31 protein-coding genes and 2 pseudogenes are annotated in these 25,734 nt (G+C 43.6%); 20 read left to right on the plus strand and 13 right to left on the minus strand.

Going from position 1 to position 25,734, the window contains the following annotated elements; genetic code table 11:
* Positions 1-96 precede the first annotated feature (96 nt).
* From ACMAZD_RS06785 to ACMAZD_RS06805, 5 genes are all read right to left on the minus strand, one after another.
* Positions 97-714, minus strand: coding sequence for a CDP-alcohol phosphatidyltransferase family protein (locus ACMAZD_RS06785; protein WP_435249024.1), 618 nt, complete (start codon positions 712-714; stop codon positions 97-99).
* Positions 704-1,354, minus strand: coding sequence for an ATP-binding cassette domain-containing protein (locus ACMAZD_RS06790; protein ID WP_435249025.1), 651 nt, complete (start codon positions 1,352-1,354; stop codon positions 704-706). The genes ACMAZD_RS06785 and ACMAZD_RS06790 overlap by 11 nt, the downstream gene beginning before the upstream one ends.
* Entirely contained in the window at positions 1,320-3,020 is a 1,701-nt protein-coding gene (locus ACMAZD_RS06795; protein WP_435249026.1) for an ABC transporter permease, read from the minus strand. Before ACMAZD_RS06795 ends, ACMAZD_RS06790 begins: the two co-directional genes overlap by 35 nt.
* A 5-nt stretch (positions 3,021-3,025) precedes the next feature.
* Positions 3,026-4,192, minus strand: a complete 1,167-nt coding sequence (locus tag ACMAZD_RS06800; RefSeq protein ID WP_435249027.1) for an ABC transporter substrate-binding protein — start codon at positions 4,190-4,192, stop codon at positions 3,026-3,028.
* A gap of 312 nt (positions 4,193-4,504) precedes the next feature.
* Positions 4,505-4,951, minus strand: coding sequence for an META domain-containing protein (locus tag ACMAZD_RS06805; RefSeq protein WP_435249028.1), 447 nt, complete (start codon positions 4,949-4,951; stop codon positions 4,505-4,507).
* Positions 4,952-5,141: 190 nt separating this feature from the next.
* On the opposite strand from ACMAZD_RS06805, the gene ACMAZD_RS06810 reads away from it, so the two are divergent.
* Positions 5,142-5,402: a DUF1289 domain-containing protein gene (locus tag ACMAZD_RS06810; protein WP_017109882.1), complete on the plus strand. Its 261-nt coding sequence runs from the start codon at positions 5,142-5,144 to the stop codon at positions 5,400-5,402.
* Positions 5,403-5,511: 109 nt separating this feature from the next.
* A complete protein-coding gene (locus ACMAZD_RS06815; RefSeq protein ID WP_435249029.1) occupies positions 5,512-5,679 on the plus strand; it encodes a hypothetical protein in 168 nt (55 codons plus the stop codon).
* Positions 5,680-5,752: 73 nt separating this feature from the next.
* Here ACMAZD_RS06815 and ACMAZD_RS06820 read toward each other — a convergent pair.
* The 3 genes and pseudogenes from ACMAZD_RS06820 to ACMAZD_RS06830 form a co-directional block, all read right to left on the minus strand.
* Positions 5,753-6,055 (minus strand): annotated as a pseudogene (locus tag ACMAZD_RS06820) (thiamine-binding protein).
* 123 nt (positions 6,056-6,178) lie between these two features.
* The gene (locus ACMAZD_RS06825) at positions 6,179-6,400 is read right to left on the minus strand and encodes a hypothetical protein (RefSeq protein WP_435249030.1); all 222 of its coding nucleotides are present in this window, start codon (positions 6,398-6,400) and stop codon (positions 6,179-6,181) included.
* A 250-nt stretch (positions 6,401-6,650) separates the two neighbouring features.
* Positions 6,651-7,889 (minus strand): DEAD/DEAH box helicase, encoded by a 1,239-nt coding sequence (locus tag ACMAZD_RS06830; RefSeq protein ID WP_435249031.1) that lies wholly within the window; start codon positions 7,887-7,889, stop codon positions 6,651-6,653.
* Positions 7,890-8,147: 258 nt separating this feature from the next.
* Between ACMAZD_RS06830 and ACMAZD_RS06835 the strand changes: the two genes are divergently transcribed.
* On the plus strand, positions 8,148-8,774 hold the full coding sequence (locus tag ACMAZD_RS06835) for a LysE family translocator (RefSeq protein ID WP_435249032.1): 627 nt from the start codon (positions 8,148-8,150) through the stop codon (positions 8,772-8,774).
* A 209-nt stretch (positions 8,775-8,983) separates the two neighbouring features.
* On the plus strand, positions 8,984-9,340 hold the full coding sequence (locus ACMAZD_RS06840; protein ID WP_435249033.1) for a PilZ domain-containing protein: 357 nt from the start codon (positions 8,984-8,986) through the stop codon (positions 9,338-9,340).
* A 154-nt stretch (positions 9,341-9,494) separates the two neighbouring features.
* Here the strand turns inward: ACMAZD_RS06840 and ACMAZD_RS06845 are convergent, their stop codons facing one another.
* Together ACMAZD_RS06845 and ACMAZD_RS06850 are read right to left on the minus strand one after the other, a co-directional pair.
* The gene (locus tag ACMAZD_RS06845) at positions 9,495-10,619 is read right to left on the minus strand and encodes a M14 family metallopeptidase (protein WP_435249034.1); all 1,125 of its coding nucleotides are present in this window, start codon (positions 10,617-10,619) and stop codon (positions 9,495-9,497) included.
* 147 nt (positions 10,620-10,766) lie between these two features.
* On the minus strand, positions 10,767-11,042 hold the full coding sequence (locus ACMAZD_RS06850) for a nitrogenase-stabilizing/protective protein NifW (RefSeq protein ID WP_435249035.1): 276 nt from the start codon (positions 11,040-11,042) through the stop codon (positions 10,767-10,769).
* A 316-nt stretch (positions 11,043-11,358) separates the two neighbouring features.
* Between ACMAZD_RS06850 and ACMAZD_RS06855 the strand changes: the two genes are divergently transcribed.
* The 3 genes from ACMAZD_RS06855 to ACMAZD_RS06865 all read left to right on the plus strand — a co-directional run bounded on the left by ACMAZD_RS06855 (position 11,359) and on the right by ACMAZD_RS06865 (position 15,275).
* Positions 11,359-12,453: a NapC/NirT family cytochrome c gene (locus ACMAZD_RS06855; protein WP_435249036.1), complete on the plus strand. Its 1,095-nt coding sequence runs from the start codon at positions 11,359-11,361 to the stop codon at positions 12,451-12,453.
* A gap of 19 nt (positions 12,454-12,472) precedes the next feature.
* Positions 12,473-14,920 (plus strand): molybdopterin guanine dinucleotide-containing S/N-oxide reductase, encoded by a 2,448-nt coding sequence (locus ACMAZD_RS06860; protein ID WP_435249037.1) that lies wholly within the window; start codon positions 12,473-12,475, stop codon positions 14,918-14,920.
* Positions 14,921-15,062: 142 nt separating this feature from the next.
* Positions 15,063-15,275 (plus strand): TIGR02450 family Trp-rich protein, encoded by a 213-nt coding sequence (locus ACMAZD_RS06865; RefSeq protein ID WP_435249038.1) that lies wholly within the window; start codon positions 15,063-15,065, stop codon positions 15,273-15,275.
* A 39-nt stretch (positions 15,276-15,314) separates the two neighbouring features.
* On the opposite strand, the gene ACMAZD_RS06870 is transcribed toward ACMAZD_RS06865, so the two are convergent.
* Together ACMAZD_RS06870 and ACMAZD_RS06875 are read right to left on the minus strand one after the other, a co-directional pair.
* Positions 15,315-16,052, minus strand: coding sequence for an HAD-IIB family hydrolase (locus tag ACMAZD_RS06870; RefSeq protein WP_435249039.1), 738 nt, complete (start codon positions 16,050-16,052; stop codon positions 15,315-15,317).
* 310 nt (positions 16,053-16,362) lie between these two features.
* Positions 16,363-16,737, minus strand: a complete 375-nt coding sequence (locus ACMAZD_RS06875) for a YybH family protein (protein ID WP_435249040.1) — start codon at positions 16,735-16,737, stop codon at positions 16,363-16,365.
* Between the two features lie 141 nt (positions 16,738-16,878).
* On the opposite strand from ACMAZD_RS06875, the gene ACMAZD_RS06880 reads away from it, so the two are divergent.
* Entirely contained in the window at positions 16,879-17,745 is an 867-nt protein-coding gene (locus ACMAZD_RS06880) for a LysR family transcriptional regulator (protein ID WP_102277263.1), read from the plus strand.
* A 136-nt stretch (positions 17,746-17,881) separates the two neighbouring features.
* On the opposite strand, the gene ACMAZD_RS06885 is transcribed toward ACMAZD_RS06880, so the two are convergent.
* Positions 17,882-18,079: a hypothetical protein gene (locus tag ACMAZD_RS06885; protein WP_435249041.1), complete on the minus strand. Its 198-nt coding sequence runs from the start codon at positions 18,077-18,079 to the stop codon at positions 17,882-17,884.
* 515 nt (positions 18,080-18,594) lie between these two features.
* On the opposite strand from ACMAZD_RS06885, the gene ACMAZD_RS06890 reads away from it, so the two are divergent.
* The 12 genes and pseudogenes from ACMAZD_RS06890 to ACMAZD_RS06945 all read left to right on the plus strand — a co-directional run bounded on the left by ACMAZD_RS06890 (position 18,595) and on the right by ACMAZD_RS06945 (position 25,664).
* Positions 18,595-19,023 (plus strand): hypothetical protein, encoded by a 429-nt coding sequence (locus ACMAZD_RS06890; RefSeq protein ID WP_435249042.1) that lies wholly within the window; start codon positions 18,595-18,597, stop codon positions 19,021-19,023.
* Between the two features lie 157 nt (positions 19,024-19,180).
* Complete coding sequence (locus ACMAZD_RS06895) at positions 19,181-19,702, plus strand: GNAT family N-acetyltransferase (RefSeq protein ID WP_435249043.1); 522 nt, start codon at positions 19,181-19,183, stop codon at positions 19,700-19,702.
* 113 nt (positions 19,703-19,815) lie between these two features.
* Positions 19,816-20,067: a TIGR03643 family protein gene (locus ACMAZD_RS06900; RefSeq protein WP_435249044.1), complete on the plus strand. Its 252-nt coding sequence runs from the start codon at positions 19,816-19,818 to the stop codon at positions 20,065-20,067.
* A gap of 62 nt (positions 20,068-20,129) precedes the next feature.
* Positions 20,130-20,618, plus strand: coding sequence for a hypothetical protein (locus ACMAZD_RS06905; RefSeq protein WP_435249045.1), 489 nt, complete (start codon positions 20,130-20,132; stop codon positions 20,616-20,618).
* A gap of 184 nt (positions 20,619-20,802) precedes the next feature.
* Positions 20,803-21,432: a LysE family transporter gene (locus ACMAZD_RS06910; RefSeq protein WP_435249046.1), complete on the plus strand. Its 630-nt coding sequence runs from the start codon at positions 20,803-20,805 to the stop codon at positions 21,430-21,432.
* 59 nt (positions 21,433-21,491) lie between these two features.
* A complete protein-coding gene (locus ACMAZD_RS06915) occupies positions 21,492-22,139 on the plus strand; it encodes an HAD-IA family hydrolase (RefSeq protein ID WP_102562551.1) in 648 nt (215 codons plus the stop codon).
* Between the two features lie 39 nt (positions 22,140-22,178).
* Positions 22,179-22,697: a GNAT family N-acetyltransferase gene (locus ACMAZD_RS06920; RefSeq protein ID WP_435249047.1), complete on the plus strand. Its 519-nt coding sequence runs from the start codon at positions 22,179-22,181 to the stop codon at positions 22,695-22,697.
* Positions 22,698-22,735: 38 nt separating this feature from the next.
* Positions 22,736-23,284: a GNAT family N-acetyltransferase gene (locus ACMAZD_RS06925; RefSeq protein WP_435249048.1), complete on the plus strand. Its 549-nt coding sequence runs from the start codon at positions 22,736-22,738 to the stop codon at positions 23,282-23,284.
* Positions 23,274-23,807: a GNAT family N-acetyltransferase gene (locus ACMAZD_RS06930; RefSeq protein ID WP_017105716.1), complete on the plus strand. Its 534-nt coding sequence runs from the start codon at positions 23,274-23,276 to the stop codon at positions 23,805-23,807. The genes ACMAZD_RS06925 and ACMAZD_RS06930 overlap by 11 nt, the downstream gene beginning before the upstream one ends.
* A pseudogene (locus ACMAZD_RS06935) lies at positions 23,801-24,055 on the plus strand (DNA alkylation repair protein); the annotation flags it as partial. The gene ACMAZD_RS06930 and the pseudogene ACMAZD_RS06935, both read left to right, overlap by 7 nt.
* Positions 24,056-24,160: 105 nt before the next feature.
* Positions 24,161-24,925, plus strand: a complete 765-nt coding sequence (locus ACMAZD_RS06940; protein ID WP_435249049.1) for a carbon-nitrogen hydrolase family protein — start codon at positions 24,161-24,163, stop codon at positions 24,923-24,925.
* Entirely contained in the window at positions 24,909-25,664 is a 756-nt protein-coding gene (locus ACMAZD_RS06945) for a nucleotidyltransferase domain-containing protein (protein WP_435249050.1), read from the plus strand. The genes ACMAZD_RS06940 and ACMAZD_RS06945 overlap by 17 nt, the downstream gene beginning before the upstream one ends.
* Positions 25,665-25,734: the final 70 nt, after the last annotated feature.

The following is a 25,734-nucleotide window of genomic DNA, read 5'->3' on the forward strand; positions in this document are numbered from 1 at the left end:
ATTCCTAATTGGGTTAAAACTCAGTTAGAAAACAAACGCCGCTCATCATTGAGCGGCGTTTTTGTTTATGAGGAGTACGGAATACAGAAAATGAGACTAGCTGTTTTGATTCTTGAGTGTCTGGAACCCAAAATAAATACGCATAAACGTAGTCAACCAACACGCCGCGCCAAAGGTATAAGCGATAACTGCAAAGTGTTGAGGCCAAATACAGAAAGCAATGAAACAAGCGATGGTTTCTGTGCCTTCGGTTAGCCCAGACATGTAGTACAGAGACTTATGTTTATAGACTGGGTTTTCGATACCGCGTTTACCTGCCATCACCGCAAACGCTAGAAAGCTGCTGCCTGTGCCGATAAAAGAGAAGATTAAAAATGCACCTGCAATGGCGTTGTGCTCTGGGTTCGCAATCACAAAACCAAAAGGGATTAATGAGTAGAAAAGGAAATCGAGGCTGATGTCGAGAAAACCGCCAGCGTCGCTAATGCCTTGGATTCGAGCCAAAGCCCCATCCAGTCCGTCACATACTCTGTTAAATACAATGAACCCTAACGCCCATTCGTATTGTTGAAATGCCAACGCGGGAAATGCTAAACACCCGACAAGAAAGCCAAACAAGGTGGTTTGATTCGCTGTGATACCAAATTGGTTCAGTAACTTAGCTGATTGGTTTAATGGCCATTTAATGACCTTGATGGAGTACTTATCCAGCATGATGACTTCTCCATGGCCAAGACAGTACTTGCGCCCCTTGAGGTACATCGGCTTTGTCGTGCGTGACCATTAACGTTGGGATATTCGCTTTCGTCAATTGTTCGAACACCCAATCACGAAATTGTGCTCTTAACTCTTGGTCTAGTTTGCTGAATGGTTCGTCAAGCAGGGCTAGCTTAGGCTTTGCTAACAGCATTCGAGTTAAGCTTATTCTTGCTCGTTGGCCACCGGATATTTGGTCAGGGTATGACTCAGCTAAATGAGTTAACTCAATGTCTTTTAACGCGGCCATTGCTTGTTGTTGACGAGCGGACCCCTTAACTGAATTAGGCAGAGAGAACGCCAAGTTCTCCCATACCTTGAGGTGAGGGAACAACAAATCATCTTGAAACAGAATACCGACTTCACGTTGATGCGATGGCAAGTCGTCTAGCTGAATGTCGTTCAAAATAACGGTGCCAGAATACGAAAACTCATCATTAAGGTGACCCGCTACGGCGTCCAGCAAAGTCGATTTTCCGCAGCCGCTCGGCCCCATCAAAGCCAATACTTGGCCTGATTCTAATGTTACGTTTAGCGCTGAAAACAGCGATATACCATCGTTTTTATGGATGGCGAGGTCGTTGAGGTGCAGACTCATTCGTTAGAAAACCTTTAAAAGTAAGACGGCGATATCTGAGTTGAAGTCGGCTGACCAATATCGCTAAAGAGAAAAAGAACAGAGGCAACAAGGCCTGCCAGATAGCATAAATTGCCGTTACCCTGCGGTCGAAACCACTGGTTAGGGCAACAGCTTCTGTGGTGATCGTGCTAATTCGACCCGCACCGAGCATTAATGTCGGCAGGTACTGAGCCAAACTCACACTGATCCCGACCGCCCAAGCGAAGGCGATAGCAGGCAGCAATATTGGCAGCTTAATGGAGTACCAACTTTGAAATGGCGATTTACCTAAGCTCAGTGAAGCTTTTATTAGGCCATCATTGAAGCTTTTCCAAGGGCCATCTAAAGACAAGTACACAAACGGGAAGGCGAAGAATACATGTGCCCAAATTACCCAAAACTCATAGGCGTTGCTTCCTATGTACAGGGTGGTCACTTGCATGCCGAACAATACCGAGAGTTGAGGTATCAACATGGGAATCGCGATAATAAAACCTGGAACTTGCCACTTGTATTTGATTCGGTATTCATGAGCAACCAGCGCGAGTAATAAAGCGACGGAAGCGGCAATAAGCCCAATCCATAAGCTTTGACCAACGGTGCTTATGATGCCATCCCATTCAAACTCCCAAAAACGCATGCTATAGCGACTTGGAAGTAAATCAGGGAAGCGCCAACGCTGAGCAACACTCCAAATCCCCATTAGTGGGATGATCAGCAGTGATAATGTCGCAAGAACTGCGAAGGTCGTTTTTCCTGGAAGGTTTGTGCCTGTTCTTCCTGAATATTGCCAAGTTCGAAAGTACTTCAAAACTGCCCATTCGATTAAACGCGCTAAGGCGATGATCAACGACGCTAAGCCAAATAGAACAATGGCACCGGCCGCTGCTCGCGGCAGTAGGTTGAGGTCTGGGTCGTTAAACCATTGCCATACCAAAACGGCAAAGGTCGGTGGGTTGGTTGGGCCAATGATCAGAGCAATATCGACAACCGACACGCTGTAAGCAAGCACCGCCAACATAGGGAAACGAAGTTTGGTAAACCATTGTGGGAAAATACACTTCCACCAGATCTGAGCACGACTGTAGCCTAGTGAAGCACTCACCTTAGTGATGCGTTCGATATCGATTTGTTGAAGTATCGATATGCTCATCAGTAATAAGAAAGGGACTTCTTTAAGCGCCAACATGATGATGAGGCCGAACGCGTAAGGGTTTTTAACCAACAAAGCCAATTCAGAACTTGCGGCCGATTCACCAAGTAAGTGATGCATGGCTCTGGCCCCAAGTCCTGTCGGGCTAAATAGAAAAGCAAAGCCAATGGCAAAAGCAACATGTGGGATGGCAAGCATTGGCGATAGCGTTAGCTCTATCTTTCTCCAAAACTTGTTTCCCCAAGACGCTAGAAGAATACAAAAGGTAAGAAAGCAGGCGATGTAGCTGCTTGCGATTGCTGAACCTAGGCTTAAGCTAATCGAGTGCCAAGCACCTTCCCATTGGAAGACTTGGCTAAAACCGTTGAGTGAGGGCTCCTCTAAACCTAGGGGCGGGATGAAACTCAGTGACGAAGTCACTACTCCCGCTACCCCAGGAATCGTAGGGATAATGCACACAGCTATAACAACAAAATATAGAGCGCGTAGCATGAATTTTAGTTACCGTATCGCTTAAGCCACTCTTTCTCGAGCGCGTTTTGCCAGCTTGGGTGTGGTTCATCAATTGATTTAAATTGCTGGGTATTTTTAGCGCTTCCAGTCAGGTACTTGCTGCTCAACACTGAAGGGTCGCCCCAAACATTGAGGTCGCCTTTACGCGATTGTGCTTCAGGGCTCAATAAGAAGTTGATGGTGACTTGAGCGCCAGCACTTGCATTAGCATTCCAAGGAATCGCAAGGAAGTGGATGTTAGACAGAGCTCCGCTTTCTAATGCATAAGCTTTGGTGGTTTCCGCTAAACGGCCGCTTGCTTGTGCTGAATACACAGAGTTTGGATTGAATGTAATCGCTAAATCGAGCTGACCATCATCTAGAAGTTGGATACTTTCAGATGTGCCTGCTGGGAATTGTTTGCCACCGCGCCATGCCACTTTATGGAATTTATCTAGGTAAGCCCAAAGTGGTGCCGTAACTTCTTGGAAGTTGTCTTCTGAAACCGGCTTAGCAAGTGCAGGGTTGTTGTCTGTGAGCTCAATCAGTAGAGACTTGACGAAGCTGGTGCCGTGAAATTCAGGTGGGCGAGGGTAGCTTAAGCGGTTAGGGAAAGCTTGAGCGTAGTTCAACATCTCTGAGAAAGATTGTGGCGGATTGTGTAGTGTCTCTTGGTCATGGATGAATACAAGTTGTCCAACGCCCCACGGTGCTTCTAGGCCTTCTGTCGGTTCAGAGAAGTCGACATCAATCGGTAAAGATTTATCAACGTACTGCCAGTTTGGAAGTGATTTTGTGAATGGTCCAAACAACAGCGCGTTGTCTTTCATCGAACGGAAGTTTTCACCATTGATCCAAACGATATCGACACTGCCTTCGGTGTTCTTGCCTGCCGCTTTTTCTGCGAGTAATCGAGTGGTGGTTTCGGCAATATCAGTGACTTTGACATGCTTTAAGGTAACACCGTAGTCACTCTGTAACTTCTTGCCAGCCCATTGTAGGTAACGATTGATCTCTTGGCTTCCGCCCCAAGCGTGAAAGTAGACAGTTTCTCCCTCTGCCTGCTGTTCAATTTGGTTCCAGCTATTGGTTGATGTTGCTTCATCAGCATAAATGGTTGCGCTGTATGCAACGGTTGCCATGATTCCTAACGTACTTACTATCTTGTTCATAAACTTTTCCATTTGGTTGTGAACGGGCAAGAGCATTGTATTTTCTAGCTCCCTAATAGTTATTCTATCTGTTTCTGAAATAATTTCTAATTCAATAGTAAATTCAATCTATTACTAGGAGCCTCTGCCATCCTAGCAACAGACCGTTAAAGCGGTGAATTAATTGCACCTAAATGAGATGTTTTTGATATTTATTGGAGGTCGGTACGAAAAGCGGGCGATAAGTGGTGTTTTGAATGTATTAGGCTATCGAGCAAGCAATAAAAAGGAGCCATGAAGGCTCCTTTAATCAATATCTATTTTGATGACGGATTAGTCTACCCAATCACGAATTGTGTACGTTAGTGTGTGTACATCGTTTTTAAGTACTAGCGTCTCGTTTGTTAGGGTTATGTCGCTCCACTCGCTTAGAGTCGCTGAAACCGATTGTTCTATTTCCATTGCTGAACCGTGACACATTTTCATTGTCATGCCCATTTGCTTGATACGGAATTGACCGTCTTTCAATTCGCCCTGACCAAAGAAGTTGTTACAACCAGCCATGCCGTTTGCAGTCAGCTTTTCGCCGATCTCTAGACGAGGTGTTGCTTGATCTTCGCTTTTCTCAATGTCCTTGCCATCAATTTGCGCAAGTTCCCAATTATGGTGCTGTAGATCGGTTGGTGTTACTTGCATCGCGTTGTCACCTGTTGTTGTACATGCTGCTAACATCATAGGTAAAGCGGCTACTGCTAGTAATTTTTTTGAACTAAACTTCATATTATAAGGCTCCAAAGGAAAGAACGAAGTTACAGAATATATGTAACTTGATGGGTTCAAAGTATAGTTTACAAAACACTATATGTGTCAGTATAAGGTCATAGTTTAGTATGGATTTAATCGGTCTGGCGACAAATTAATCGCTTATTTTTGAATTAGTAAGCTTAATTTCAACGTGTAAGGAGACAGGGTGGAGCAGTTAGAGTTTTTCCAAGTTCCAAGCCCTTGTGTTGGGGTTTGCTCAAGCGATGAAAAAGGCTATTGTCATGGCTGTATGCGCAAAAGAGAAGAGCGCTTTAATTGGATGTCGATGACATCTGCGGAGCAATTACATGTCATAAAATTATGCCGTCAGCGCTATAGAAGAAAAATAATGAAGCAAAACAACTTGGTTGGTAAGCCTGAAGAAGAAGAGGGAAACACAAGTCCCCAAAGAGATCTTTTCGGCTAAGCAATAACTATTGAGTTTTTATTTTACTCAGAGGTAACTATTACTTTACATAATGGTTGGGCTGTAATACCAAGGTAGGTACCTTTGTACCAGAAGGAGTGGTGTCGGTATGAATAAAAAGGACGTGAAAATCAAAAAAAAACCAGTCAAAGCACTGGATAGAAAACCGATTGGGGCGAAAGATGACCCTGAAGGTAGTGTGCGTGATTGGCATTCGATGTCAGAAGAAGAACGGATGGAAATCCTTTCTCACCTTTCAGACATGCCTTTTCAGTAAGGTCACTGGTTCATCAGAGTCTTTCTTAATAGACACATCTTCTCAAGCTAACAGGTTCTAAACGAACGTTTTCTTAAACAAATATGTGATTCGCTTTCGTTACACCACGATGGTACGTGCAAAATGTGTCACCGGCCTCGATGGTTTTACTATGAATCTGAATGTTGGTTATGACTTAGACAGCCCCTGCATCGTAACAAGCTTGCTCAGCCTTTTTAACGATATCGAGTAATTGGTTGAGCTCACCCTTCATTGTGGTTTCCATCGCACCAATTTGAAAAAGGGCATCGGCTGATTTCACTACTTCAATCGCTTTATCAACCACTTCGAAATTGTTGCCTTCTTTAACGCGAGGGATCACTTGGAAGGCAACCATCACTTATTTTTCTCCCTTTAACTCAGACACTTTCTGCTTACTCAATGAAGGGAAATTGTTGCAGATAATAGGTTATGCGGAGATAAATTCTACTGCGGTTATCCTGGCTTATGAGCTTATAGCCTAGTTGCTACCCCAGTGGTCGCTAACCCAACCGCCTATGTGCTCATCGAAATGACTCCCACTGAACCTGTGGTTGCGTTCAACAGAACAGTCACTCTCGTCTTTGTTATCTATTAGGTTTTGTATGTAGTTTGCCATCGGGTCATTGGAACACTGACGATCTCGGCGAGTTGCCACTTCCTTAATCAGTTGCAATCGATATGTAGAGCTAGCACGTTTCATTTCAATGACCTCCTGTTTTAGGCACTAATAGAAAAATCTAGTTGCCAGATATAGGGGCGTCAACGTGATTAGAAAGTATTTTTTTTGAGCAACCAAGAATCAATACGTTGGCATCGTAATTCATAAAAGTGTCATTTAATCTGGCGTGATTAAGCGGTCTCTATCAGATTTAGCTGGCCGTTTTCTTTGAATAAAAAAGCCCAGTTAATACTGGGCTAATCGATTTTCTATGGTTATTTTAAAGAACTGGTTATTTCGAAGAATTTGGCTTGCTCTTAAATTGCTTAACACTCTTCTTTTTTGCCGTTCTGCGATTGGCCATTTTGTCCTTTGGTGGACGTTTTCTCGCTGTTGTTTCAGATGCGGGTTTATCCGTTACTGGAAAACCTTCTAATGACTGCAACGGAAGTGCTTTGTTGGTGAGAATACGGATGGCGTCTAAATGCTCAGTTTCACCGTGGCTCACAAGGGAAATTGCGAATCCAGTGCTTCCTGCTCTGCCTGTGCGCCCGACACGGTGTACGTAAGTCGTAGAGTGAGATGGCAAGTCAAAGTTAATTACGACAGGCAGTTGGTCTATATGTATGCCTCGAGCCATCACATCAGTTGCGATTAACACTCGTGTTTCACCATTTTTGAAACCTTCTAATGCTTGCGTTCTTTCTTCTTGGCTTTTGTTGCCGTGCAAAGCACTTACGCTAATTTTCGCTTTATTCAGTCGCTTGGTGAGCGCGTCAGCATTGTCTTTGGCACTGATGAAAACCAGTACTTGTGGCCACTGATGTTGGTTCAGTAATGCGATCAGTGCTTGAGGTTTGCTTCCCTTATTCACTTGGTAGAGCGTTTCTTCAATGGCTGAAACGACACTGTTCTCTTGATGCGTCGTGACCTTTACTGGATGAGTAAGAAGCCCCTCAGACTGACTGACCAGCTCTTTTGGTAACGTAGCCGAAAAAAGCAGTGTTTGATGTTTTTTAGGAATAGCAGAAATAATGGTTTGAATATCTGGCCAAAACCCCATGTCGAGTAAACGGTCTGCCTCATCAAGAACCAAGGTCTCGCATTGGGTTAGCGCTAGCTTGTTTTCTTGAATAACGGCAAGTAGGCGGCCAGGAGTTGCGATCACGAGTTGTGGCTTGCCTAACAATTGCTGCTGCTGGCTATCGATATCAACTCCACCAGTCAGGGTCACCGTTTTGATATCAAGTGCCGTTGCGATGGGTTCTAGAGCCTTGGCTACCTGAGAGGCAAGTTCACGGGTTGGAACAATGATGATCGCTTGCAGTTCGTGAATTGTATCATTGATGTTATTTAACAGAGGTAAGCCAAACGCCAATGTTTTCCCGCTGCCTGTTTGGGCTAAGGCTATAACGTCTTCGCCTGAGACAATGTGGGGAATAGCCGATTGCTGCACCTTTGTAGGAGTGTGGAGTTGGTCGGGGATCGCAGCAAGAATTTGAGCGTTTAGGGTTAGGCTATCAAATGACATAAATGAACCAAGTATCAAAAGGGAGATGGAGTCTAACAGGGCTATAAATGTTAGAGAATGAGTTTTGCAGCGTTACAGGATAAACGGGTGAATTATACACGTTAATTTTATGCGTTATCCATATAAGCGAACTAAGACAAGCGAGCTGAGCATAAGCTAATAAACGTTAGGCATATTGTAATGGTGTTGAATGGACGTACAATACCCGCCCTAAAACGATCAAGAATGATTAGCAAGCGATAAGGAAATGAAAGCGAAATGAGTTGGGAAAGTATCTGGCTGTTTATTGTCATCGTGTTTTTTATTGCCATTATTCCAGGCCCAAATGCTCTGTTGGTATTGAGCACGGCTTTAACCCAAAGAAAGCTGTTTGCATTTATTAATGTGTTGGGTGTGTCATGCGGGTTCTTTTTTCATGCGTTTGTTTCTGCGAATGGCATGAGCTTACTGTTATCTCAGACCCCAATGGCGTTTGAAGGTCTTAAGTGGCTGGGCGTCTTGTACTTAATCTGGCTTGGTTATAATCACTTTCGAGCGGCACTGCGAGCACAAGAGGGCGTGCTTGCTGTGGTTAGTGTATCGGGTAGTAAGCTTTATCATCAATTTGTGAAAGGGTTATTGACCAACTTACTCAACCCTAAAATTGTCCTGTTTTACCTTTCAATATTCCCTCAGTTTGTTTCTACGGACAACATTGTATCCGACAGTTTAATGCTGGGTGCGATACAGGCAACAGTGGTTGCTACATGGTTTTTAGTTGTCATTTTGATGGCTGATACGTTTAAGAGGTTATTGACTCAAAAGCGCACTTCTCAGTGGATGAACATTGTGTGCGGGTTGTTGTTTGTTGGCTTCAGTATTCAATTGGCGTTGTTTCAGCTTTAGGATTCATTGCTAACAATCGAGCTCCTGATATATCCGACGCACATCTCACTCTTTACTGAATACTCAGCAATCCTTGTTTCTCTGCATAAATCTCTAAAGTATTAGCTTGTAAAGCCGATATAACCATTAGCTTGGTGAATGTGTTTATCGGCATCCAATTGAAGCTAAAAGCTATTGCTGACTAAATAAACAGAGACAGGACGTCACAGATGAGTGAAGAGTCATTCACCCAGAAACGCAAATATTATCGCTTGAAGTACCCAAAAAAGGCACGTCCAGTGATGCGAATTAAGGATGAGCTTTTTCATGTCAGTGAAGTGTCTGAGAAGGGGGTGCGCTTGATGATGCGTAACATCATTCCTGTTTATCGAGGTTTCTCAATGGCGGGCAGCTTAAGACTGCATGATAACACCACTATTGATATTAGTGGTGCTGTGCTGCGACAAGAAGGCGATGAAGTGATTGTTCAGTTGTTACAAGGACCAAGCTTCAAAGATATGGTGTCAGAACAAAGGCACATTAGGCAAAGATACCCAGTATTTTTTGCTAGCCTCAGAGTGGCATAGAAAGCTTTTAAAGTTAGATACCTTAAAGCTAGATTCACTCATCAAAGTCGATATTAAAAAACCTAGCACTTTCAAAAGTGCTAGGTTTTGCTATATATGTGAGCAAACTAACTATACGGATAAACTAAGGCGCTTAGTCTGTCTATGGTTCGTTTTATAGCTCGTCTACTGTTGCCCAAACCGCTGCTAGCATGTCGTGACCAAATGCAACGCTACGTTCTGGAGACCAGCCGTACAGTTCGTCAGCGTGGCTGATGTGATCTTTGAATGGCATCTCTACGGTGTAAGCCAAACATTTGAACTGCTCACCGATCCAGTTGGTGCCGACCGTCATATTCGCTTTGCCCGGCTCGTCTTTATCGTAACCAAATTCATCTTGGAACTCTGGCGTGATAGTCAGAAGCGCTTGCTTGAAGTGATTCTCTAGTTTTGCAATGCGCTCGTTGTATGAAGGTGTGCCTTCGCTGCCCGCTACAAAGTTATACGGAATTGCTTCGTCGCCGTGAATGTCTAAACACAGGTCAACGCCAGTTTCTAGCATGCGCTCACGCACAAGGAAAACCTCAGGGCTGCGTTCCATAGAAGGTGATTGCCATTCACGATTTAGGTTAACGCCAATACCGTTGGTGCGCAGGTGGCCACGGATACTGCCATCTGGGTTCATGTTAGGCACAACACGGAATACAACGCTGTCTAGCAGTGAGCGACCTACCGTGTCTGTTTCATCGAGTAAACGTTGAAGCAAACCTTCGATTAGCCATTCAGCCATGGTCTCGCCAGGGTGTTGGCGACCGATAACCCAGATGTTTTTCTTCTCTTCATTTGGCTCACCAATGGTTAGCAAAGTGATATCATTGTTGTCTAGCGTGTGACCTAATGTTTCAAGCTTACAAGCAGGGTGCGTTTGCGCACTGTGCAGAAGATCTTGATGACGATCGTATGAGTATGGTGCGAAGTACGCGAAGTACATTGAATCGTGTTCAGGAATGATATCGAAACTTAGAGTGTCGCCATCGAACTGAGATGGAATACGGAACCACTCTTCACGGTCATACGATGCAACCACATCGTAATCTTTCCAGCCTTCAGGGTAAGCAGACGTTGCCAATTGACCGATTTCGAAGTGGTGTGCTTGTTGAGCATCACTTTCTAAGCGGAAGTGGAACCACTGAGAGATTTCAGTTTGGTTGTCTGCCGGGATAGTCAGTTGAATGTTTTGTGGTGAATCTGCTGAAACGACGTGAATGTTGCCGCTTTCGAAGTTGCTGAAAATTTTCATTGTAGTTTTTATCTCGTAGTTGAGTTGCCGTAAGACTAGCACACTTTTTTTCGAGCAAACCACTCACTAAATCGTAATGAGATGTTATTTCAGCTATCTGTTTTTTAGCTGCCTACTTTTAAACCGTTAGCATTTTAACTCTGTGAGCTATCGACGCTGGCAAGTCGTGCAGCCACGACAGGCTGATCGTGTGTAGTGATCCAGCTTACTGCGTTGCACCTTACAGTACGCGTTTTTCAGCGCTCTTCGTCCAGAAAACCAATCATCAGGTTTCGAAAGAATCAGATAACCATTAAAGCGCTTCACGAGCTCGACTCTGTTCTGGTCGATGAACTTGCTATCAAACCCAATTTCAAAGTAATCAAGCGCTTGTTCGATGGCAGTGAAACTCGCTATTTTTTGTTGGAATTCTGTTTGGTTCATTTCTATTTCAGTACCGTAAATTTGCAAATATTGTATATGTGTTCGCTACTCCTTATCTTGATTCTAGTGCGTTTTTTAATGAGGAAGTACGCCGTTATTTTTTAGATGAATTTTATAAATCAATGTGACCTTATTTGTTTTGTGAATATAAAAAAATGGTTGCGCAGTCATGATTATAAGTGATTTGTATTTAGGTCTCATTGCTCGCTTTCTTTATTATCAATAAAGACAATTTATGACGTGAATCAATAGTGACTAATCCTAAAGTATTATTCTGATCGCAATTATTACTAATTGTTGAAGATGATTTCTAAATATGTCTATTAAAAAACGATATATCGCTCTTATTGCCGCTGTCGGTATTGGTATTGGCTGGCTAACGCTGGGCGGTACTGCAGCCGTTATGCACTACACATCGAGTACTGAGTTCTGTACCTCTTGCCACACTATGCAAATCCCGTATGAAGAATATGAAGGTTCAATCCACTTCAGCAATGCAAAAGGCATTCGAGCTGAGTGTTCTGATTGCCATATTTCTTCCGATCCAATTGACTACGTAATTACCAAGATTCGTGCGTCTAAAGATATTTATCATGAGTTCGTGACAGGAAAAATCGATACAGAAGATAAGTACGAAGAGCATCGTATGGCGATGGCGGAAACCGTGTGGGCGCAACTGCGTGAAAGCGATTCAGCCACGTGTCGCTCTTGTCATACTTTCGATGCGATGGACAGTTACGAGCAATCTGAAGATGCAGCAAGAATGCATGAGTACGGACAAGAGAATAATCAGACTTGTATCGACTGCCACAAGGGTGTTGCTCACTTTGCTCCTGAACCAGAAATGGACAGCGAAGCCTTTGATAATTTGATGGCATTTACCGAAAAAACAGACCCGAATGCGAAAGTCGTTTACTCGGCAGAAACCATCAGTATTGGTGACCTTGGCGCTATTAACCCAACAGCACGCCTAGATGTCAAAAGTGTTGAAGGTACTGAGCGTACAATCGAGTTGCATGCTTACCAAATGAAGGGTGCAGAACAGGTGCTTTACTACGGTGAAGGTCAACGCTCAATCGTTGCGATGCTGACAGACCAAGGGCAACAGAACCTTGAAGTTGGTGATTTTAAAGCGGATACGTACGGTAATGAATGGCGAACGGCGGTGCTAACCGCGAACGTTGATGCGCCTGTACTAGATTCACTCGAGCCAATCTGGGATTACGCTGAAGAACTCGACAATGTTTACTGCTCAACGTGTCACGCAAAAATTGGTGCAAATCACTTCACAGTGAACGCTTGGGGTCCTGTTGCTAAAGGCATGGGCGAACGTACTGATATTTCAGACCAAGATCTAGAACTGCTTACTAAATTCTTCCAGAACCACGCGAAAGATGTGGCTGGCCACTAAGAAACAAAGGGAAATAATTATGACAGATATTACTCGTCGCGGATTCCTCAAAGGAACAGGCATGGCTGCTGGTGCGCTGGCAATTACATCATTAACGCCAATAACAGCTTCAGCTGCGAACAAGCGTGGTAAAGGTGTATTAACGGCAGGTCGTATGGGACCGATGTTGTGTGAAATAAAAGATGGCAAGTTGGTTTCAACAACTAACGCCCTAGCACAAACGGTTGCAAACAGCCTACAAACGACTGGTCCCGATCAGGTTCACACTAAAGCGCGTATTAAATACCCAATGGTACGTAAAGGTTTCCTAGATAATCCATCGGCGCCAACAGGATCTCGTGGTGATGACGACTACGTTAGAGTGTCTTGGGATGAAGCTTATAAGCTGATCCATGAACAGCAAACGCGTATTCGTAAAGAGAACGGACCTGAATCTGTATTTGCGGGCTCTTACGGTTGGCGTTCAAGTGGCGTACTGCATAAAGCACAAACGCTGCTGCAACGTTACATGAGTTTGGCTGGTGGTTACTCAGGTCACCTTGGTGATTACTCAACAGGTGCTGCGCAGGTCATTATGCCGCACGTAATGGGTTCTATTGAAGTTTATGAGCAACAGACTACTCATCCCGTTGTATTAGAAAGTTCAGACGTTGTTGTGTTGTGGGGGATGAACCCTATAAACACGCTTAAGATTGCTTGGAATTCAACAGACGGTTCTGGTCTAGAGTTCTTCCACAAGCTTAAGAAGTCTGGCAAAACAATCATCGCAATCGACCCAATGCGCTCAGAAACGATTGATTTCTTTGGCGATGCAATTCAGTGGATTGCACCGCGCCCAATGACTGATGTGGCAATGATGATGGGTATCGCGTACTCTTTGGTTAAGAAGGGTAAGCACGATGTTGAATTCCTAAGCAAATACACCAGCGGTTACGACAAGTTTGAAGCGTACCTAATGGGTAAAGAAGACGGTGTTGAAAAGACGCCAGCATGGGCTGAAGAGATCACAGGCGTTCCTGCGAAACAACTTGAGCTACTTGCAGATATCTTTAGTCAGAACCGAACCATGCTTATGGCTGGTTGGGGCATTCAGCGTCAACAATACGGTGAGCAACGTCACTGGATGGTGGTCACTCTAGCTGCAATGCTCGGCCAGATTGGCCTTCCAGGTGGTGGTTTCGGTCTATCATATCACTATTCTAATGGTGGTAACCCAACACGCGATGCGGGTGTATTGCCAGCTATCTCAGCTTCAATTGGTGGCGGTTCTTCTGCGGGTAATGACTGGGCTGTCTCAGGAGCTGTAAACGCATTCCCTGTTGCTCGTATTACAGAAGCTCTAGAAAATCCAGGTAAAACATACATGCATAACGGTCATGAACTTACGTTCCCTGACCTGAAAATGATTTGGTGGGCGGGCGGTGGTAACTTTACTCACCACCAAGATACAAACCGCCTGATCAAAGCGTGGCAAAAACCTGAGCTAGTGGTTATTTCTGAGATCTACTGGACAGCCGCTGCCAAGCACGCCGATATTGTGTTGCCAATTACTACGTCATTTGAACGTAATGATATGACGATGACGGGTGACTACAGTAACCAACACCTAGTGCCAATGAAGAAAGCGGTTGAACCTCAAGGTGAAGCGCGTAATGACTTCGATGTATTCGCAGACATGTCTGAGATGATCAAAGCGGGTGGCCGTGATGTCTTCACCGAAGGAAAAGACGAAATGGCATGGTTGAAAGGCTTTTACGATGCGGCACAAAAAGCAGGTAAATCTGCTCGTGTTCGTATGCCTAAATTTGGTAAGTTCTGGGATGATAACCAGCTTATCGACATGAAGTACAACAAGAAGGCGGCACAATTTGTTCGTCATGCTGACTTCCGTAAGGATCCAGTGATGAACCCGCTAGGTACGCCAAGTGGTAAAATTGAGATCTTCTCTAAAACCATTGAAGGCTACAAGCTTGCGGATTGCCCAGCTCACCCAACATGGATTGAGCCTACTGAGTTCTTCGGTAAAGCGAAAAGTGATGAACTGCAACTGATGACAGCGCACGCCGCGCACCGTCTACACAGTCAATTTAACTACGCGAAGATCCGTGAAGAGTATGCGATCGGTAACCGTGAGCCTATCTCAATTAACGTAGAAGACGCGAAAGCACGTAGCATCAAAACGGGTGATCTCGTTCGTGCATACAACGATCGTGGACAAGTACTGGTTGGTGCACTAGTGACTGATGGCATCAAGCAAGGTGCTGTATGTATCCATGAAGGCGGTTGGCCTGATTTAGATAAAGATACAGGTCTATGTAAAAACGGTGGCTGTAACGTGCTTACGTTGGATATCCCGACTTCTCGTTTGGCGAATGGCTGTGCTGCGAATTCTGCGCTTGTGAAGATTGAAAAATACACAGGCCCAGCATTAGAACTGACGGCATTTGATCCACCTAAAAATGGTTAATCTCTAAAGAGAAATAGCCGACAGAATAGAGCCAGCTTAATCGCTGGCTTTTTTATGATCTTTTTTGTGCGACAGAGACTATTACTCTCTGTCGAGTAGACAACTCATAATAATCAACGACATCACAGCGAGAGATCAGATCATGAACCGGATCAACCCAAAGAAGTTACTTCGTAGTAAATGGACCGCGGTTAGCCCAGTAAGGAAGGAGAAACACTTCATGATTACTGAGGTTGAATTCGAAGAAGGGAAAGTGATTCGTTGCTTGATAGAAGCAGTGATGACCAAACGAGAGGAAGTCATTAATTGGCGAGATCTAACCGACAAGGAGCATTGGCTTCCAGGTTGGAAGTAAGGACGTGAAGTAGCGAAGAGTATCTCAACTCCGCCAGTTCTAACTGCCCGCTACCGTTTGCGATTGCCAGTATTTGAGTCCTTCTAAAACACCTTCAGCGTGTGTCGCTCTACTAGTATACACATTGTCTCGATCAGACAAGTGAGCGACCTCAGGATAATGGTTAGCCACTAATATTGAGTTTACGCCCTTTATCGTTAGCATAGAGGTGTCGTTGGCAGAGTCACCGGCAACGCACACTTCCTCAACGCTCAAATCATGTTGTTTGAGCAGGTGATGAATCGCCGTGGCTTTGTTGACGCCTTTCGGTGTGATATCCAAATACCAGTCGTGAGAATAGGTGAGGTGTACATCTAATCCGTACAATTCTAAGCTCGATTCGATCAGTTCATGCTGAGGCTCTGAGAGCTTTCCTTCAAAAGTGATTTTGTAATCACCCTGATGGCTCTCTAAGCGTTCGCCCATAAAATCGAGTGGCGCGAGTGCTGACTCTACCTTTGATTTGTTCCACGATGCTTCTAATTGGTTGTGCCAAATATGATCAGGCTTTTGGGAGTGGTCGTGGTGAATTTTCGTGCCTACATCGCTAATAATACTGTGTGGTTTCGGGTAGTTACCCGATGCTAAGCCCACTCGAATTGAAGGTAATGTTCTTCCTGTCGCGATGATAAATCGGATATCGGGTTGCTCGGTGAGGTAATCGAACAGTTGATTAACCCCGTGAGAAGGACCACCATCGAGTGTACCGTCAAAGTCACAAACCAACATTTTTATCATTCGTATTCCTTGTCATTCTCTATGAAAGTGATGGCAAAATTCACCATCGTTTATACAAAGAATGGCTCAGCAATAACAACATCTCAAGCCATCTTTGGCTTTCGATAAGCGATATTCTACAGTTTGCAGCAAGCATCACACTCGTTGCTATGCCTCAGAAACTCATGATGAATCTATTAATTCTTTGGTGCGGATAATGATGGTGTTTAGTTGAGATAACGACGGAATAGGTTTGTGTTGGCTATACAAAAAAGCCAGCTACCTGGTGTGGATTTGCTGGCTTTCTGCTACTGATTCAAACTTCTAGGTTCTAGCGCTCACCTTGAACTTCAAAGTCATCACTGACAAGACGAGCTTTACCATCTTCTTGTACTACCCAGTGTTCATGATGTACGACACCAAATGCTTTTTTCATCGTCCAGCTTGCCGTTAGAAAGTAGCCACCTTCTGGGTGCTCTTCCCATTTAATATCGGTGTAATCAACGTCTCTGAAACCTTGGTCCATGATGCCTTGCCAGAATGCTTGAATTGCTTCACGACCTTCAAAAGTACCAAATGGGCGAGCTTCCATTACACAGTTTTCTACATATTGATCTGCACAACCTTTCGCATCTTGGCTGTTGAATGCTTTTTGCCATGCGTTGATACCTTGCTTACATGCTTCTAATACTTGATTATTTGACATTGTTTTCTCCATATCAGTCTTCTTCTAAATGCTTTGTTTTTGATTTGGTCATCTCGTTAAGTTGAATGTAGTTTAGTCTTGATAATTAATTTAAAAAACAGTGATAATAGAAAATACTGTTTGTAAAAAGAGAACAATAAAATGAACAAGCTAAAGCAGATGTCGATTTTCGCTCATATCGTAGAGCAAGGCTCAGTATCGGCCGCGGCTGAAAAGCTAGAGTTGTCTAAATCTGTTGTCAGTCAGCATCTAAAAATTTTGGAGCAAGAGCTCGGAGCTTCTCTTCTTAAACGAACAACGCGAAGACAAACCTTGACCAGTATGGGAGAGCGTTTTTATCTAAGTTGTAAAGATATTAACGTGATCGCTGAATCGGCATGGGATATGGCGAAATCAGAGCTGAAAGAGCCACAGGGGCGGATTCGCATTACGGCTCCGAATGCGTTGATGGATTTGCTGGTGGCGCCTATTATTGCGGATCTGATGAAACAGTATCCAAAATTAAAGCCGGAATTGATCAGTGATGATCAACACTTAGATTTCATGGAGCATGATATTGATCTTGCGGTACGAGTTGGCAGTTCACGTGACAGTAACCTAAAACAGAAACGGTTAGGTGAGTTTAAAGATGTATTGTGTGGCGTCACAAGCATGCTTGAACGTGAGCTTGAATCAATTCCTTATATTGCCAACTCTTGGCAGGGGAAGCAGGTGACTCACCATTTTCATTCTCAAACTGAAGAAGGCTTTGTCTATAAACAACAAGCTAGCTGCGTCACCAATTCATTTCACAGTTGTCATGCGCTGATTAAATCGGGTGTTGGCATTGGTGTGATTCCAGACTTCTATATTCCTCAGTTATCTGGCCAGGTTGTCGACGTACTGCCAAGCTTTGAATTACCCACAAATACGGTTTATGCATTGAATCCATTTACTTCAAACACGCCGATTGCCATCCAATTGTGTGTTCAAGCATTAGAAGAGAAGCTCAAACAAAGTTTAATTTGATATGAGGAAACTTTGTTGGAGCATGCTCTAGCTTGCTAGCCGTAATTCTTGATGGAGGTAAACTTACTAAGTTGTGGTATCTCCATCATGGAGGCACACAGAATGTTGGTCACTCTTGCTTCAGAACAATATTATTTTAACGTTTGTGGTTTGACACTGAAATTGACTCAACATTAGAAGAGGCGTCGAATCTGACATTGACTAAAACGGTTTCGCGTTCAAAGGTCACATCATCAAAATCTGTCGCGGCGATTTTAAACCCATTTTTCGCAAATAAGCTTGTTACGACCGTGCGTTGTTTCTGTTCCATAGCGTGCATTAGTAGTTCGTCCATCGTTATCTCCATTAGGCAACAGTGTGTATAAAGTAACAATACAGCTCCTCCATTATGAGATCAATTGCTTAATCGATAGCTTGCGCTGATATGAGTAGATGAATGATTGAACCATTCAAATTGCTGATACCTGGGTGCTTCTATTTGGATGAATTCTATGTAAGTTAGCACTTTATGTGATAGGGCTTCAGCAAACTCTATGCAGACTACTCTCTTGTTCTAAATGAATTGAAATAACTGGTTACAAAGTACAGATGAAGAGTGCTGGTCAATGGGAGCATTCATTATGAGTAGCGGAAAGAATCAATTGGTGAATACCCTCTACACAGTTCAAATAAGCCACTAGGTCTTAAATGGATTGATTTATATTTTGAATGTTTTGTTGGTGTTGTTATAAATATTATTAATTTTATATTCTTGCTTTTTACATTCTCTTGATTTATAAAGTGAGAATTCACCGATAACTTCATGATTATATTAGTTTTTACTAACCTTTAATAACATGGAGAAAGGCGATGAATAAGAACCCAACACGCAATAGGTTAGCGAATTTATTGAGGCTGCGTAGAGCATACAAGGCATCTGACTTTCTAGTGAGTTCTGATGAACTTCGAGTGAAGAAGGATGTTTACAGTTTACGTAAAATCAAACAGCTAGAAATTCGACAACTGGGCATCAAAGAAAACGCAATTAACGTCATTTCATTGGCCTTGATCCTATCTGCAGCAACTTGGGCGTTCGTACCTCAGTTTGGGTTACCTATGCTCGCTCTGACCTTTATTTTGGCTTTTGTTTCGTGGCGAAAATACGAGCTTCGTGCAGAGTTTAAAGGAGCAGACGAAACTGGTGATCACTGGGTATCTCTTGCTCGAGGCTGCACTCGTGAAGAGTTTAAGGTCTTAAAAAGTGTCGAAGTGAATTTGCGAGAACAAGTTGTAAGCTAAGTGCGACCTCGCAGTTAGCATGGTTCAACCCTAAACAAGGCTCGTCATCATTGGCGAGCTTTTTATTTTCTGAAGGGCTTAAACCCCACTGCGATGAACAACCAAAACTCATCACTCGGGGTTATTTGGACTGAGGAAAAAAGGATAAGGAAAGCGAATGGACATAACGATAAGACCAGCAATGCCGAGCGAATTGGCTTCTATTTATGCTTTGGTTATCTCAAACGATGAGTGGACTAAGTTTAATGGCCCTTATTTTTCGTATTCTCATCCGTCATTAGAAAGCTTTGAAGCGCATTCGTTTAAACGACTGCTTGAGGGCGATGACCTACAGCTAGTGGTTGTCGACGGTGTACCTGTCGGAACCGTGAGTTGCTACTGGGAGTGTGAAGAGACACGTTGGCTTGAAGCTGGCGTAGTCATTTATAACTCTGATTATTGGGGGAAGGGGATCGCAGCATTAGCACTTCCGCTCTGGATTACTTACTTATTCGAAAACAAACAAATTGAGCGTGTTGGGCTAACTACTTGGTCAGGTAACCCGCGCATGATGTCTCTCGCTTTGAAGCTAGGTTTCCAGCAAGAGGCGAGGCTGAGAAAGGTGCGATATTACCAAGGCGAGTATTATGACTCGGTGAAGTATGGGGTGCTGCGTAGCGAGTGGCTGGAGAGAAGGTAGCGACAAATATCTGTTTTTTGTTTGATAATTCCTTATCGATTCAGTAGTAACACCCTGATCTAAAAAGTGAGAGTGAGCGTACTTCTACTCAGATTTTAAAGGATGAGTAGACAATGAAATTATCTAAAGAGAGTGAATCAAGAATTATTGAAATGGCGTGGGAAGACCGGACGCCATTTGAGGCAATAGAACACCAATTTGGTTTAAATGAATCACAGGTGATTCGTTTTATGCGTAGCCATATGAAGCCGGGTAGCTTCAAATTGTGGCGCGCTCGGGTCGCAGGTCGTGCGACAAAACATGTAAAACTTCGTATCTCTGAAGTGTCTAGAGGTTATTGCCCAACACAATATAAGCGGCAGTAGGTTTTCTATTAACTATTTACCTCTTCTAACAGTGGCTATCGATCTAAATAGGGAGATTGAGATTGAATAGTTTGATTGGATTAGCGGTAGGCTTTTTGTTTGTGATGCCTATCGCCACCTTATTGCATGAATTGGGTCATGCAATCCCTCAGCTTATTGCGGGTCACAAAGTCGAGGTGACCCTTGGGAATAGCGCAAAGGCCAAGGTTGTTCAAATTGGCAATCTCACACTGTCAATTTCAAGCTTTTCAATGAATGTTGGCTTTGCCTCAATAACTCAACAGGGCAGTAAATCCTTACAAGCATGGTCTCTAGTTATGGGGCCGCTTACCTCATTACTCCTGTGTCTATCGTTGTATTTTATTAATAGCAATCAAATCCCTTACATCGCTTCTTACGTCATTAATTTTGGTGTCTATTTTTCATTGGCTCAGTTTGTGATGACAGCATTGCCTATCTATTACCCTAGTGCGTTTGGTGCCTATGAAGGGATGCCTAGTGATGGTAGGCAACTACTGGAACTTTATGGCGTAGTAAAGCGCCGAGAGTAGTGGTTGTCAATTGATTGAATCTTATGGCTTGGCATTTTTTAGAACCAAACATGGACTCTAATGCTGAGTTGAAAGACACTCATCACACCACGTTCGAGCGCACTAATTTTGTGAATCAAGTTACGTAAATCCGTTAGTGCGTGCGATATCATTACTAAAGCTTGAGTGAATTGAGTATAGACGAATGGAATATTTATTGGTTCTTCTTCACGTTGCGTTAATCTGGATGCTGGCAGTCGCAACGCCCGGCGCGAATGTGCTGTTGACGATTAACACAGCGCTGCACTACAACCGCAAGCTAGCAAAATACTCTGCTTTTGGAGTCAGTACGTCCATATTGTTATGGTCACTGTTTGGATGCTCTGGATTGGTTATTTTGTTCTCCCATTTCCCGGCACTGTTTAGCGTGATGAAGATCGTTGGTGGCAGTTATTTGTTGTATTTAGGTGTGCGCCAGATCCTTTCAACACGAAAAGCCAAACAGCTAGATGAAGGTTTGAATACTAGCGAAGTGATGCTGCCAGCAAGTAGAAAAGTCTTTATGTCTGCGTTCATCACTAGCATCTTAAACCCTAAAACGGGTTTCTTTGTCGTGAGTTTGTTTAGTGTCTCTATGCCTGAAAATATTACTATCCCGATGGCCATCGCCATTATGCTGACTATGTCTGGTATTACTTTATGCTGGCATATGTTTCTGGCGACAGCCTTTTCACATCGAGCAGCGAAAAGTGTTTATGCACGTATCTCAAGTGTCATGGATTATGTAACCGGCGGCTTGTTTACGCTGTTTGGTGTTAAAGTCATGGCGTCTTAATGTGTGTTATCTGCTCATATCAATACTGTATCAAAGTGTTTTCATAGGTTTTAGAGTTCATGATTGAATGTAAGAAGTTTATTTTTGATGTCGATGCAACACTGGTTGATACCCAAGTGGTTATCGACAATATTTGGAAAAAATGGTGCAAGACTGTTGGTGTTCGCTTTGAAACCATGAGTGAGTATATCCACGGGCGAAAAATCGAAGAGACACTGAGCTGTATTGGCATGGAATTCTCCAATGTCACTGAGGTCAATAAAGTCAAAACTATTGCGACCCAAGAGATGAAGCGCGCCAAGGCTATACCAAATTCTCATGATTTTTTATCAAAATTAGGCCCGGATTGCTGGTCAATCGCAACGAGTGGACCTAGAGCGGTCGCAACAACAAGCTTGAAAGCCTCCGGTTTTACGTTGCCAAAGGTCATGATTTGTGCCGAAGATGTGGTACGAGGTAAGCCAGCACCGGATCCTTTCCTTAAAGCCGCAGAAGCTTTGGGCGCAAAACCAGAAGATTGCGTTGCAGTTGAAGATTCACCATCTGGCGTACTATCGGCCAAGCAGGCAGGATGTTTCACGATCGCTCTATTAACCAGCCATACCAGAGAAGAATTAAAATCAGCAGATTTGATCGTAAATGGGTTTGATGAGCTCAAACTTACCTGCAGTCCGATTGGAACCTATCAGATTCATCGTGCTTATTAGAAAGATCCTTTAATTTTATCGTAAGAGGAATAGATAACAATGAAACTAGTATCGCCCTCAAAAGAATTTGAGTCCGCTTTTAAGGTGTATTACCAAGACTTCTTGGAGCACGACATTGATAACTCTGATTATTACAAAGACGGTGTTCTTGATTTTTCTCGTTATATTGAATGCTTAGATGATGAGGCTAGAGGCGTTAACTTACCCGATGGTTATGTGCCATGTAATCATTATTGGTTGGTAAATGATGAAGGAGAGATACTCGGCGCCATTCGTGTTCGTCATCGCATCGATAATGAGTTTCTTTCACTGGAAGTGGGGCACATTGGCTACGATATTGCTCCCTCAAAGAGAGGTTCTGGCTACGGCAAGGCAATGCTCAAATTCGCTATTCCAAAAGCGAGCTCTCTGGGTATTAAGCAAGCTTTGATTACCGCGGACGAAGACAATATAGCGTCACGAAAAGTCATTGAGACAAATGGTGGTAAGTTTGAAAAAATAGTTTTTGGTAAAGTCTTTCCTGGCCCAGTAGCTCGTTATTGGCTTGACTGTCAGTAACGCAATACAGTTTAGGTGACAGATAAAAAGGAATTTTGATGTTCAAAATAGAGACTGCTAGGTTGGCTCTAAGAGACATGACGTTTGAGGATCAAAGCGCGTTTGTCGCTATGTCACAGGATGCGAAATATCAGCGCTTCTATGATGAGAGTGATTGTGAGCCTAGTAAATACAATCAACTCACCCAATTGTTTGTTGAACAGGCTCAGGAAGCTCCTCGCCAGTCCTATCAATTAGCTGTTGAAAGCAAAGAGTCAGGGAAGTTTATCGGAACCCTGTGTTTGCGCCTTGAAGATAACCAGCAAGCTTCAATGGGCTGCGCTTTTGCGAGAGAAATTCAGGGGAAAGGGCTACCCACAGAAGCGGCCAAAGCGCTGGCTGGTTTTGGGTTTTCAGAGTTAGGGGTTCATCGAATTTATGCGGAAACCATTGGTGAGAACCTAGCGGCGATAAGATTGTGCAAGTCACTTGGAATGAGACAAGAAGCTTGCTTTAAAGAGCACCGATTCTTCAAAAATAAGTGGTGGGATAGCGTTGTATTAGCGATGCTTCGCTCAGAGTGGGAAGGTGTAAGTAATGGAGAGTGAACGACTAAAATTAACGCCTCCTTCATTAATCCACACTGATGAAATGTTTAACGTTGTTCAAGAATGTATGGCTGAGCTGTCCGAATTCTTGCCTTGGGTTTCTGAAGCCATAACTCGGCAACAACTTGAATTTAATACTCAAGAGGCCGCCAGTAATTTCTCTAATTTTATGGGGGAGTTTTGGTTCAATATTATTGAAAAGAACACTGAGGCGTTCATCGGAGCCATTGGTTTTATTATCCGCGACGATTCTGTACCTTGTTTTGAAATCGGCTATTGGCTACAAACTTCGAAAACTGGATTTGGTTATGTGAGCGAGGCGATCCAACTTGTCGAAGAGTTTGCCTTCTTCAATAAAGGGGCAAAGCGGGTTGAAATAAAAATGGCCGCAACGAATTTGAAAAGTCAGGCAGTGGCGAAGCGATGTGGCTACCAGCAAGAAGCATGTTTAGCTAATGCTCGGCGTTTACCTTCTGGAGAGTTAGATAGCACGCTGGTTTTCGCCAAAACGTGCTTGTTTTAATTTATTCTAAAAATCTGAATAGATACTTTGTATTGTATCCGTTTCGAGTGGCGGATTTATTGCTCGAAGATAACCATGACTTAGTGCAGAAAGGTTATGGTTGGATGCTAAAAGTACTCAGTCAAAGAGAACCTCAATAGGTTATTGGTTATCTGAATGCTAAGTATGCCTCAATACCAAGAGTGGCTTTTCGCTACGCGATTGAAAAGTTTGATAATGAGATTAAGCGAGAGTTGATGTCGCTTTGACTAGCGGCGTTTGAAGCCAAATTATAACCACAACACCCTAACGTAAACCGCATTTAACTATGTAGAGGTTTCTGTAGCAGTTTCTGTTTTTTGGAGAAGTTTGAAATGAGTGTCACTATCAGTTTGGCCCAAATTCCTGTCATAAGAGGCAACTGGAGAGAAAACCTAAAGCAACATCTAAAAATGATAGAGCAATCTTCAAATTACAATGCGGATGTGGTTGTTTTCCCCGAGCTATCACTGATTGGCTATGAGCTTGATTTGGCCCAAGAGTTTGCGTTGTCTCTTGAACCATCAAATTTTGAAGAATTATCTCGTGCTTCGGTTCAAAGTGAGATGATTGTTGTGGCTGGTTGTCCCCTGCGAGTTCCAGACTTATCCCATCCCACCATAGGTGCTGTTGTTTGCTTTCCTGATGGTCGGGTTGAGTTCTACTCTAAACAGCACCTGCATGATGGTGAAGGTGAATACTGCTCCACTGGCGATGTTGACTATGTATTTAATGTCAACGGTCATAAAATCGCGCTAGCAGTATGTGCTGACTTCATAGAGGCGGATCACTCCCGACGAGCCAAACATCTGGGTGCTGATATCTATTTAGCGAGCGCTTTAATCTCTGAGAATGGCTTTGAACCGGATTCTAAAATCTTATCGGGAATTGCGTCGGAACACGGTATACCAGTATTACTGAGCAACCATACCTCTGTGACGGGAGGCTGGGAAACGTGTGGTAAGAGTTCGATTTGGAATTCGCAAGGAGAGCTCGTGATCAGTGCAAACTCCAAAGAGAGTGGCATTGTTCTATGTACTATCTCGGGCTGTGAAACGGATCTTAATCTAACTGGAAAGTGGCATGCTAAATCAATCTAGAGGTATCGACAAAGACGGGTTCATCGAAAACCTATACTCTCCTAGGAATATCGATCCCGAATTCCAAGAGGTTGTAAGTGCCGTTGTTGATTCGTTGTTAAGCGACCTTCCGAATCAAATTGATGGTATTTACCTATACGGAAGTGTGCCGAGAGGCACGGCGGTTGTTGGTAGATCGGATTTGGATGTTTCTATCGTACTCAATACGCCTATTGGCCAAAGAGAGAGGCGAGTATTCCAGCACCTTTCTGACACCATTCCCAAAACATACCCCCAAGTCAGTAAGCTTGATATCGACCCTGGCTTTCTCTCAGAAGTGCTGCAGCCACAAGAAAAATTCCATTGGCAGTTTTGGCTCAAGCACTGTTGCTGTTGTATTTGGGGTAATGATTTATCTATTGATTTTCCGCGCTACAAACCTAGTCGTGAAATAGCCCAAGCGCTTAATGGTGACTTGTCTACCTTTCAGGAGCAAATGAGTCCGGCCTTTAAAACAATGACTGATGCGGATGCCGCTAAAGTGATTGGCAAGAAGTTAGTGCGGGCGGCGTACTACTTTGTCGCTGAGAAAGACGCAAGTTGGTACACCAACCTGAGCCAGTGTACTGCAGTAGCCAAGCGTTATTATCCAGAACAAAGTGACGATATTGAGTTAGCACATCAATACGCTCTTGGGCAATTAACCTCTAAAGTTAAAGCCTTGGAGTTGTATGAAAGACTGAGCAAGAACTTGTCGTGAGCGTCATTTAGCCTGAAAATTGATGAGGGAATCATTGGTATATGCACACCGCTTAGAATTTGTTTGATAA

Source organism: Vibrio sp. nBUS_14 (genome assembly GCF_051201655.1).
In the GTDB taxonomy this organism is placed as follows: domain Bacteria; phylum Pseudomonadota; class Gammaproteobacteria; order Enterobacterales; family Vibrionaceae; genus Vibrio.

Bases quoted from the DNA above. Each gene is read 5' to 3' on its own strand.
- ACMAZD_RS06945 (WP_435249050.1), top strand. From the start codon at position 24,909: ATGCTAAATCAATCTAGAGGTATCGACAAAGACGGGTTCATCGAAAAC.
- ACMAZD_RS06835 (WP_435249032.1), top strand. From the start codon at position 8,148: ATGAGTTGGGAAAGTATCTGGCTGTTTATTGTCATCGTGTTTTTTATT.
- ACMAZD_RS06800 (WP_435249027.1), bottom strand. From the start codon at position 4,192: ATGAACAAGATAGTAAGTACGTTAGGAATCATGGCAACCGTTGCATAC.
- ACMAZD_RS06865 (WP_435249038.1), top strand. From the start codon at position 15,063: ATGAACCGGATCAACCCAAAGAAGTTACTTCGTAGTAAATGGACCGCG.
- ACMAZD_RS06860 (WP_435249037.1), top strand. From the start codon at position 12,473: ATGACAGATATTACTCGTCGCGGATTCCTCAAAGGAACAGGCATGGCT.
- ACMAZD_RS06795 (WP_435249026.1), bottom strand. From the start codon at position 3,020: ATGCTACGCGCTCTATATTTTGTTGTTATAGCTGTGTGCATTATCCCT.
- ACMAZD_RS06850 (WP_435249035.1), bottom strand. From the start codon at position 11,042: ATGAACCAAACAGAATTCCAACAAAAAATAGCGAGTTTCACTGCCATC.
- ACMAZD_RS06825 (WP_435249030.1), bottom strand. From the start codon at position 6,400: ATGAAACGTGCTAGCTCTACATATCGATTGCAACTGATTAAGGAAGTG.
- ACMAZD_RS06870 (WP_435249039.1), bottom strand. From the start codon at position 16,052: ATGATAAAAATGTTGGTTTGTGACTTTGACGGTACACTCGATGGTGGT.
- ACMAZD_RS06880 (WP_102277263.1), top strand. From the start codon at position 16,879: ATGAACAAGCTAAAGCAGATGTCGATTTTCGCTCATATCGTAGAGCAA.
- ACMAZD_RS06790 (WP_435249025.1), bottom strand. From the start codon at position 1,354: ATGAGTCTGCACCTCAACGACCTCGCCATCCATAAAAACGATGGTATA.
- ACMAZD_RS06895 (WP_435249043.1), top strand. From the start codon at position 19,181: ATGGACATAACGATAAGACCAGCAATGCCGAGCGAATTGGCTTCTATT.
- ACMAZD_RS06920 (WP_435249047.1), top strand. From the start codon at position 22,179: ATGAAACTAGTATCGCCCTCAAAAGAATTTGAGTCCGCTTTTAAGGTG.
- ACMAZD_RS06930 (WP_017105716.1), top strand. From the start codon at position 23,274: ATGGAGAGTGAACGACTAAAATTAACGCCTCCTTCATTAATCCACACT.
- ACMAZD_RS06885 (WP_435249041.1), bottom strand. From the start codon at position 18,079: ATGGACGAACTACTAATGCACGCTATGGAACAGAAACAACGCACGGTC.
- ACMAZD_RS06845 (WP_435249034.1), bottom strand. From the start codon at position 10,619: ATGAAAATTTTCAGCAACTTCGAAAGCGGCAACATTCACGTCGTTTCA.
- ACMAZD_RS06830 (WP_435249031.1), bottom strand. From the start codon at position 7,889: ATGTCATTTGATAGCCTAACCCTAAACGCTCAAATTCTTGCTGCGATC.
- ACMAZD_RS06815 (WP_435249029.1), top strand. From the start codon at position 5,512: ATGAATAAAAAGGACGTGAAAATCAAAAAAAAACCAGTCAAAGCACTG.
- ACMAZD_RS06910 (WP_435249046.1), top strand. From the start codon at position 20,803: ATGGAATATTTATTGGTTCTTCTTCACGTTGCGTTAATCTGGATGCTG.
- ACMAZD_RS06840 (WP_435249033.1), top strand. From the start codon at position 8,984: ATGAGTGAAGAGTCATTCACCCAGAAACGCAAATATTATCGCTTGAAG.
- ACMAZD_RS06875 (WP_435249040.1), bottom strand. From the start codon at position 16,737: ATGTCAAATAATCAAGTATTAGAAGCATGTAAGCAAGGTATCAACGCA.
- ACMAZD_RS06805 (WP_435249028.1), bottom strand. From the start codon at position 4,951: ATGAAGTTTAGTTCAAAAAAATTACTAGCAGTAGCCGCTTTACCTATG.
- ACMAZD_RS06925 (WP_435249048.1), top strand. From the start codon at position 22,736: ATGTTCAAAATAGAGACTGCTAGGTTGGCTCTAAGAGACATGACGTTT.
- ACMAZD_RS06940 (WP_435249049.1), top strand. From the start codon at position 24,161: ATGAGTGTCACTATCAGTTTGGCCCAAATTCCTGTCATAAGAGGCAAC.
- ACMAZD_RS06900 (WP_435249044.1), top strand. From the start codon at position 19,816: ATGAAATTATCTAAAGAGAGTGAATCAAGAATTATTGAAATGGCGTGG.
- ACMAZD_RS06915 (WP_102562551.1), top strand. From the start codon at position 21,492: ATGATTGAATGTAAGAAGTTTATTTTTGATGTCGATGCAACACTGGTT.
- ACMAZD_RS06855 (WP_435249036.1), top strand. From the start codon at position 11,359: ATGTCTATTAAAAAACGATATATCGCTCTTATTGCCGCTGTCGGTATT.
- ACMAZD_RS06890 (WP_435249042.1), top strand. From the start codon at position 18,595: ATGAATAAGAACCCAACACGCAATAGGTTAGCGAATTTATTGAGGCTG.
- ACMAZD_RS06785 (WP_435249024.1), bottom strand. From the start codon at position 714: ATGCTGGATAAGTACTCCATCAAGGTCATTAAATGGCCATTAAACCAA.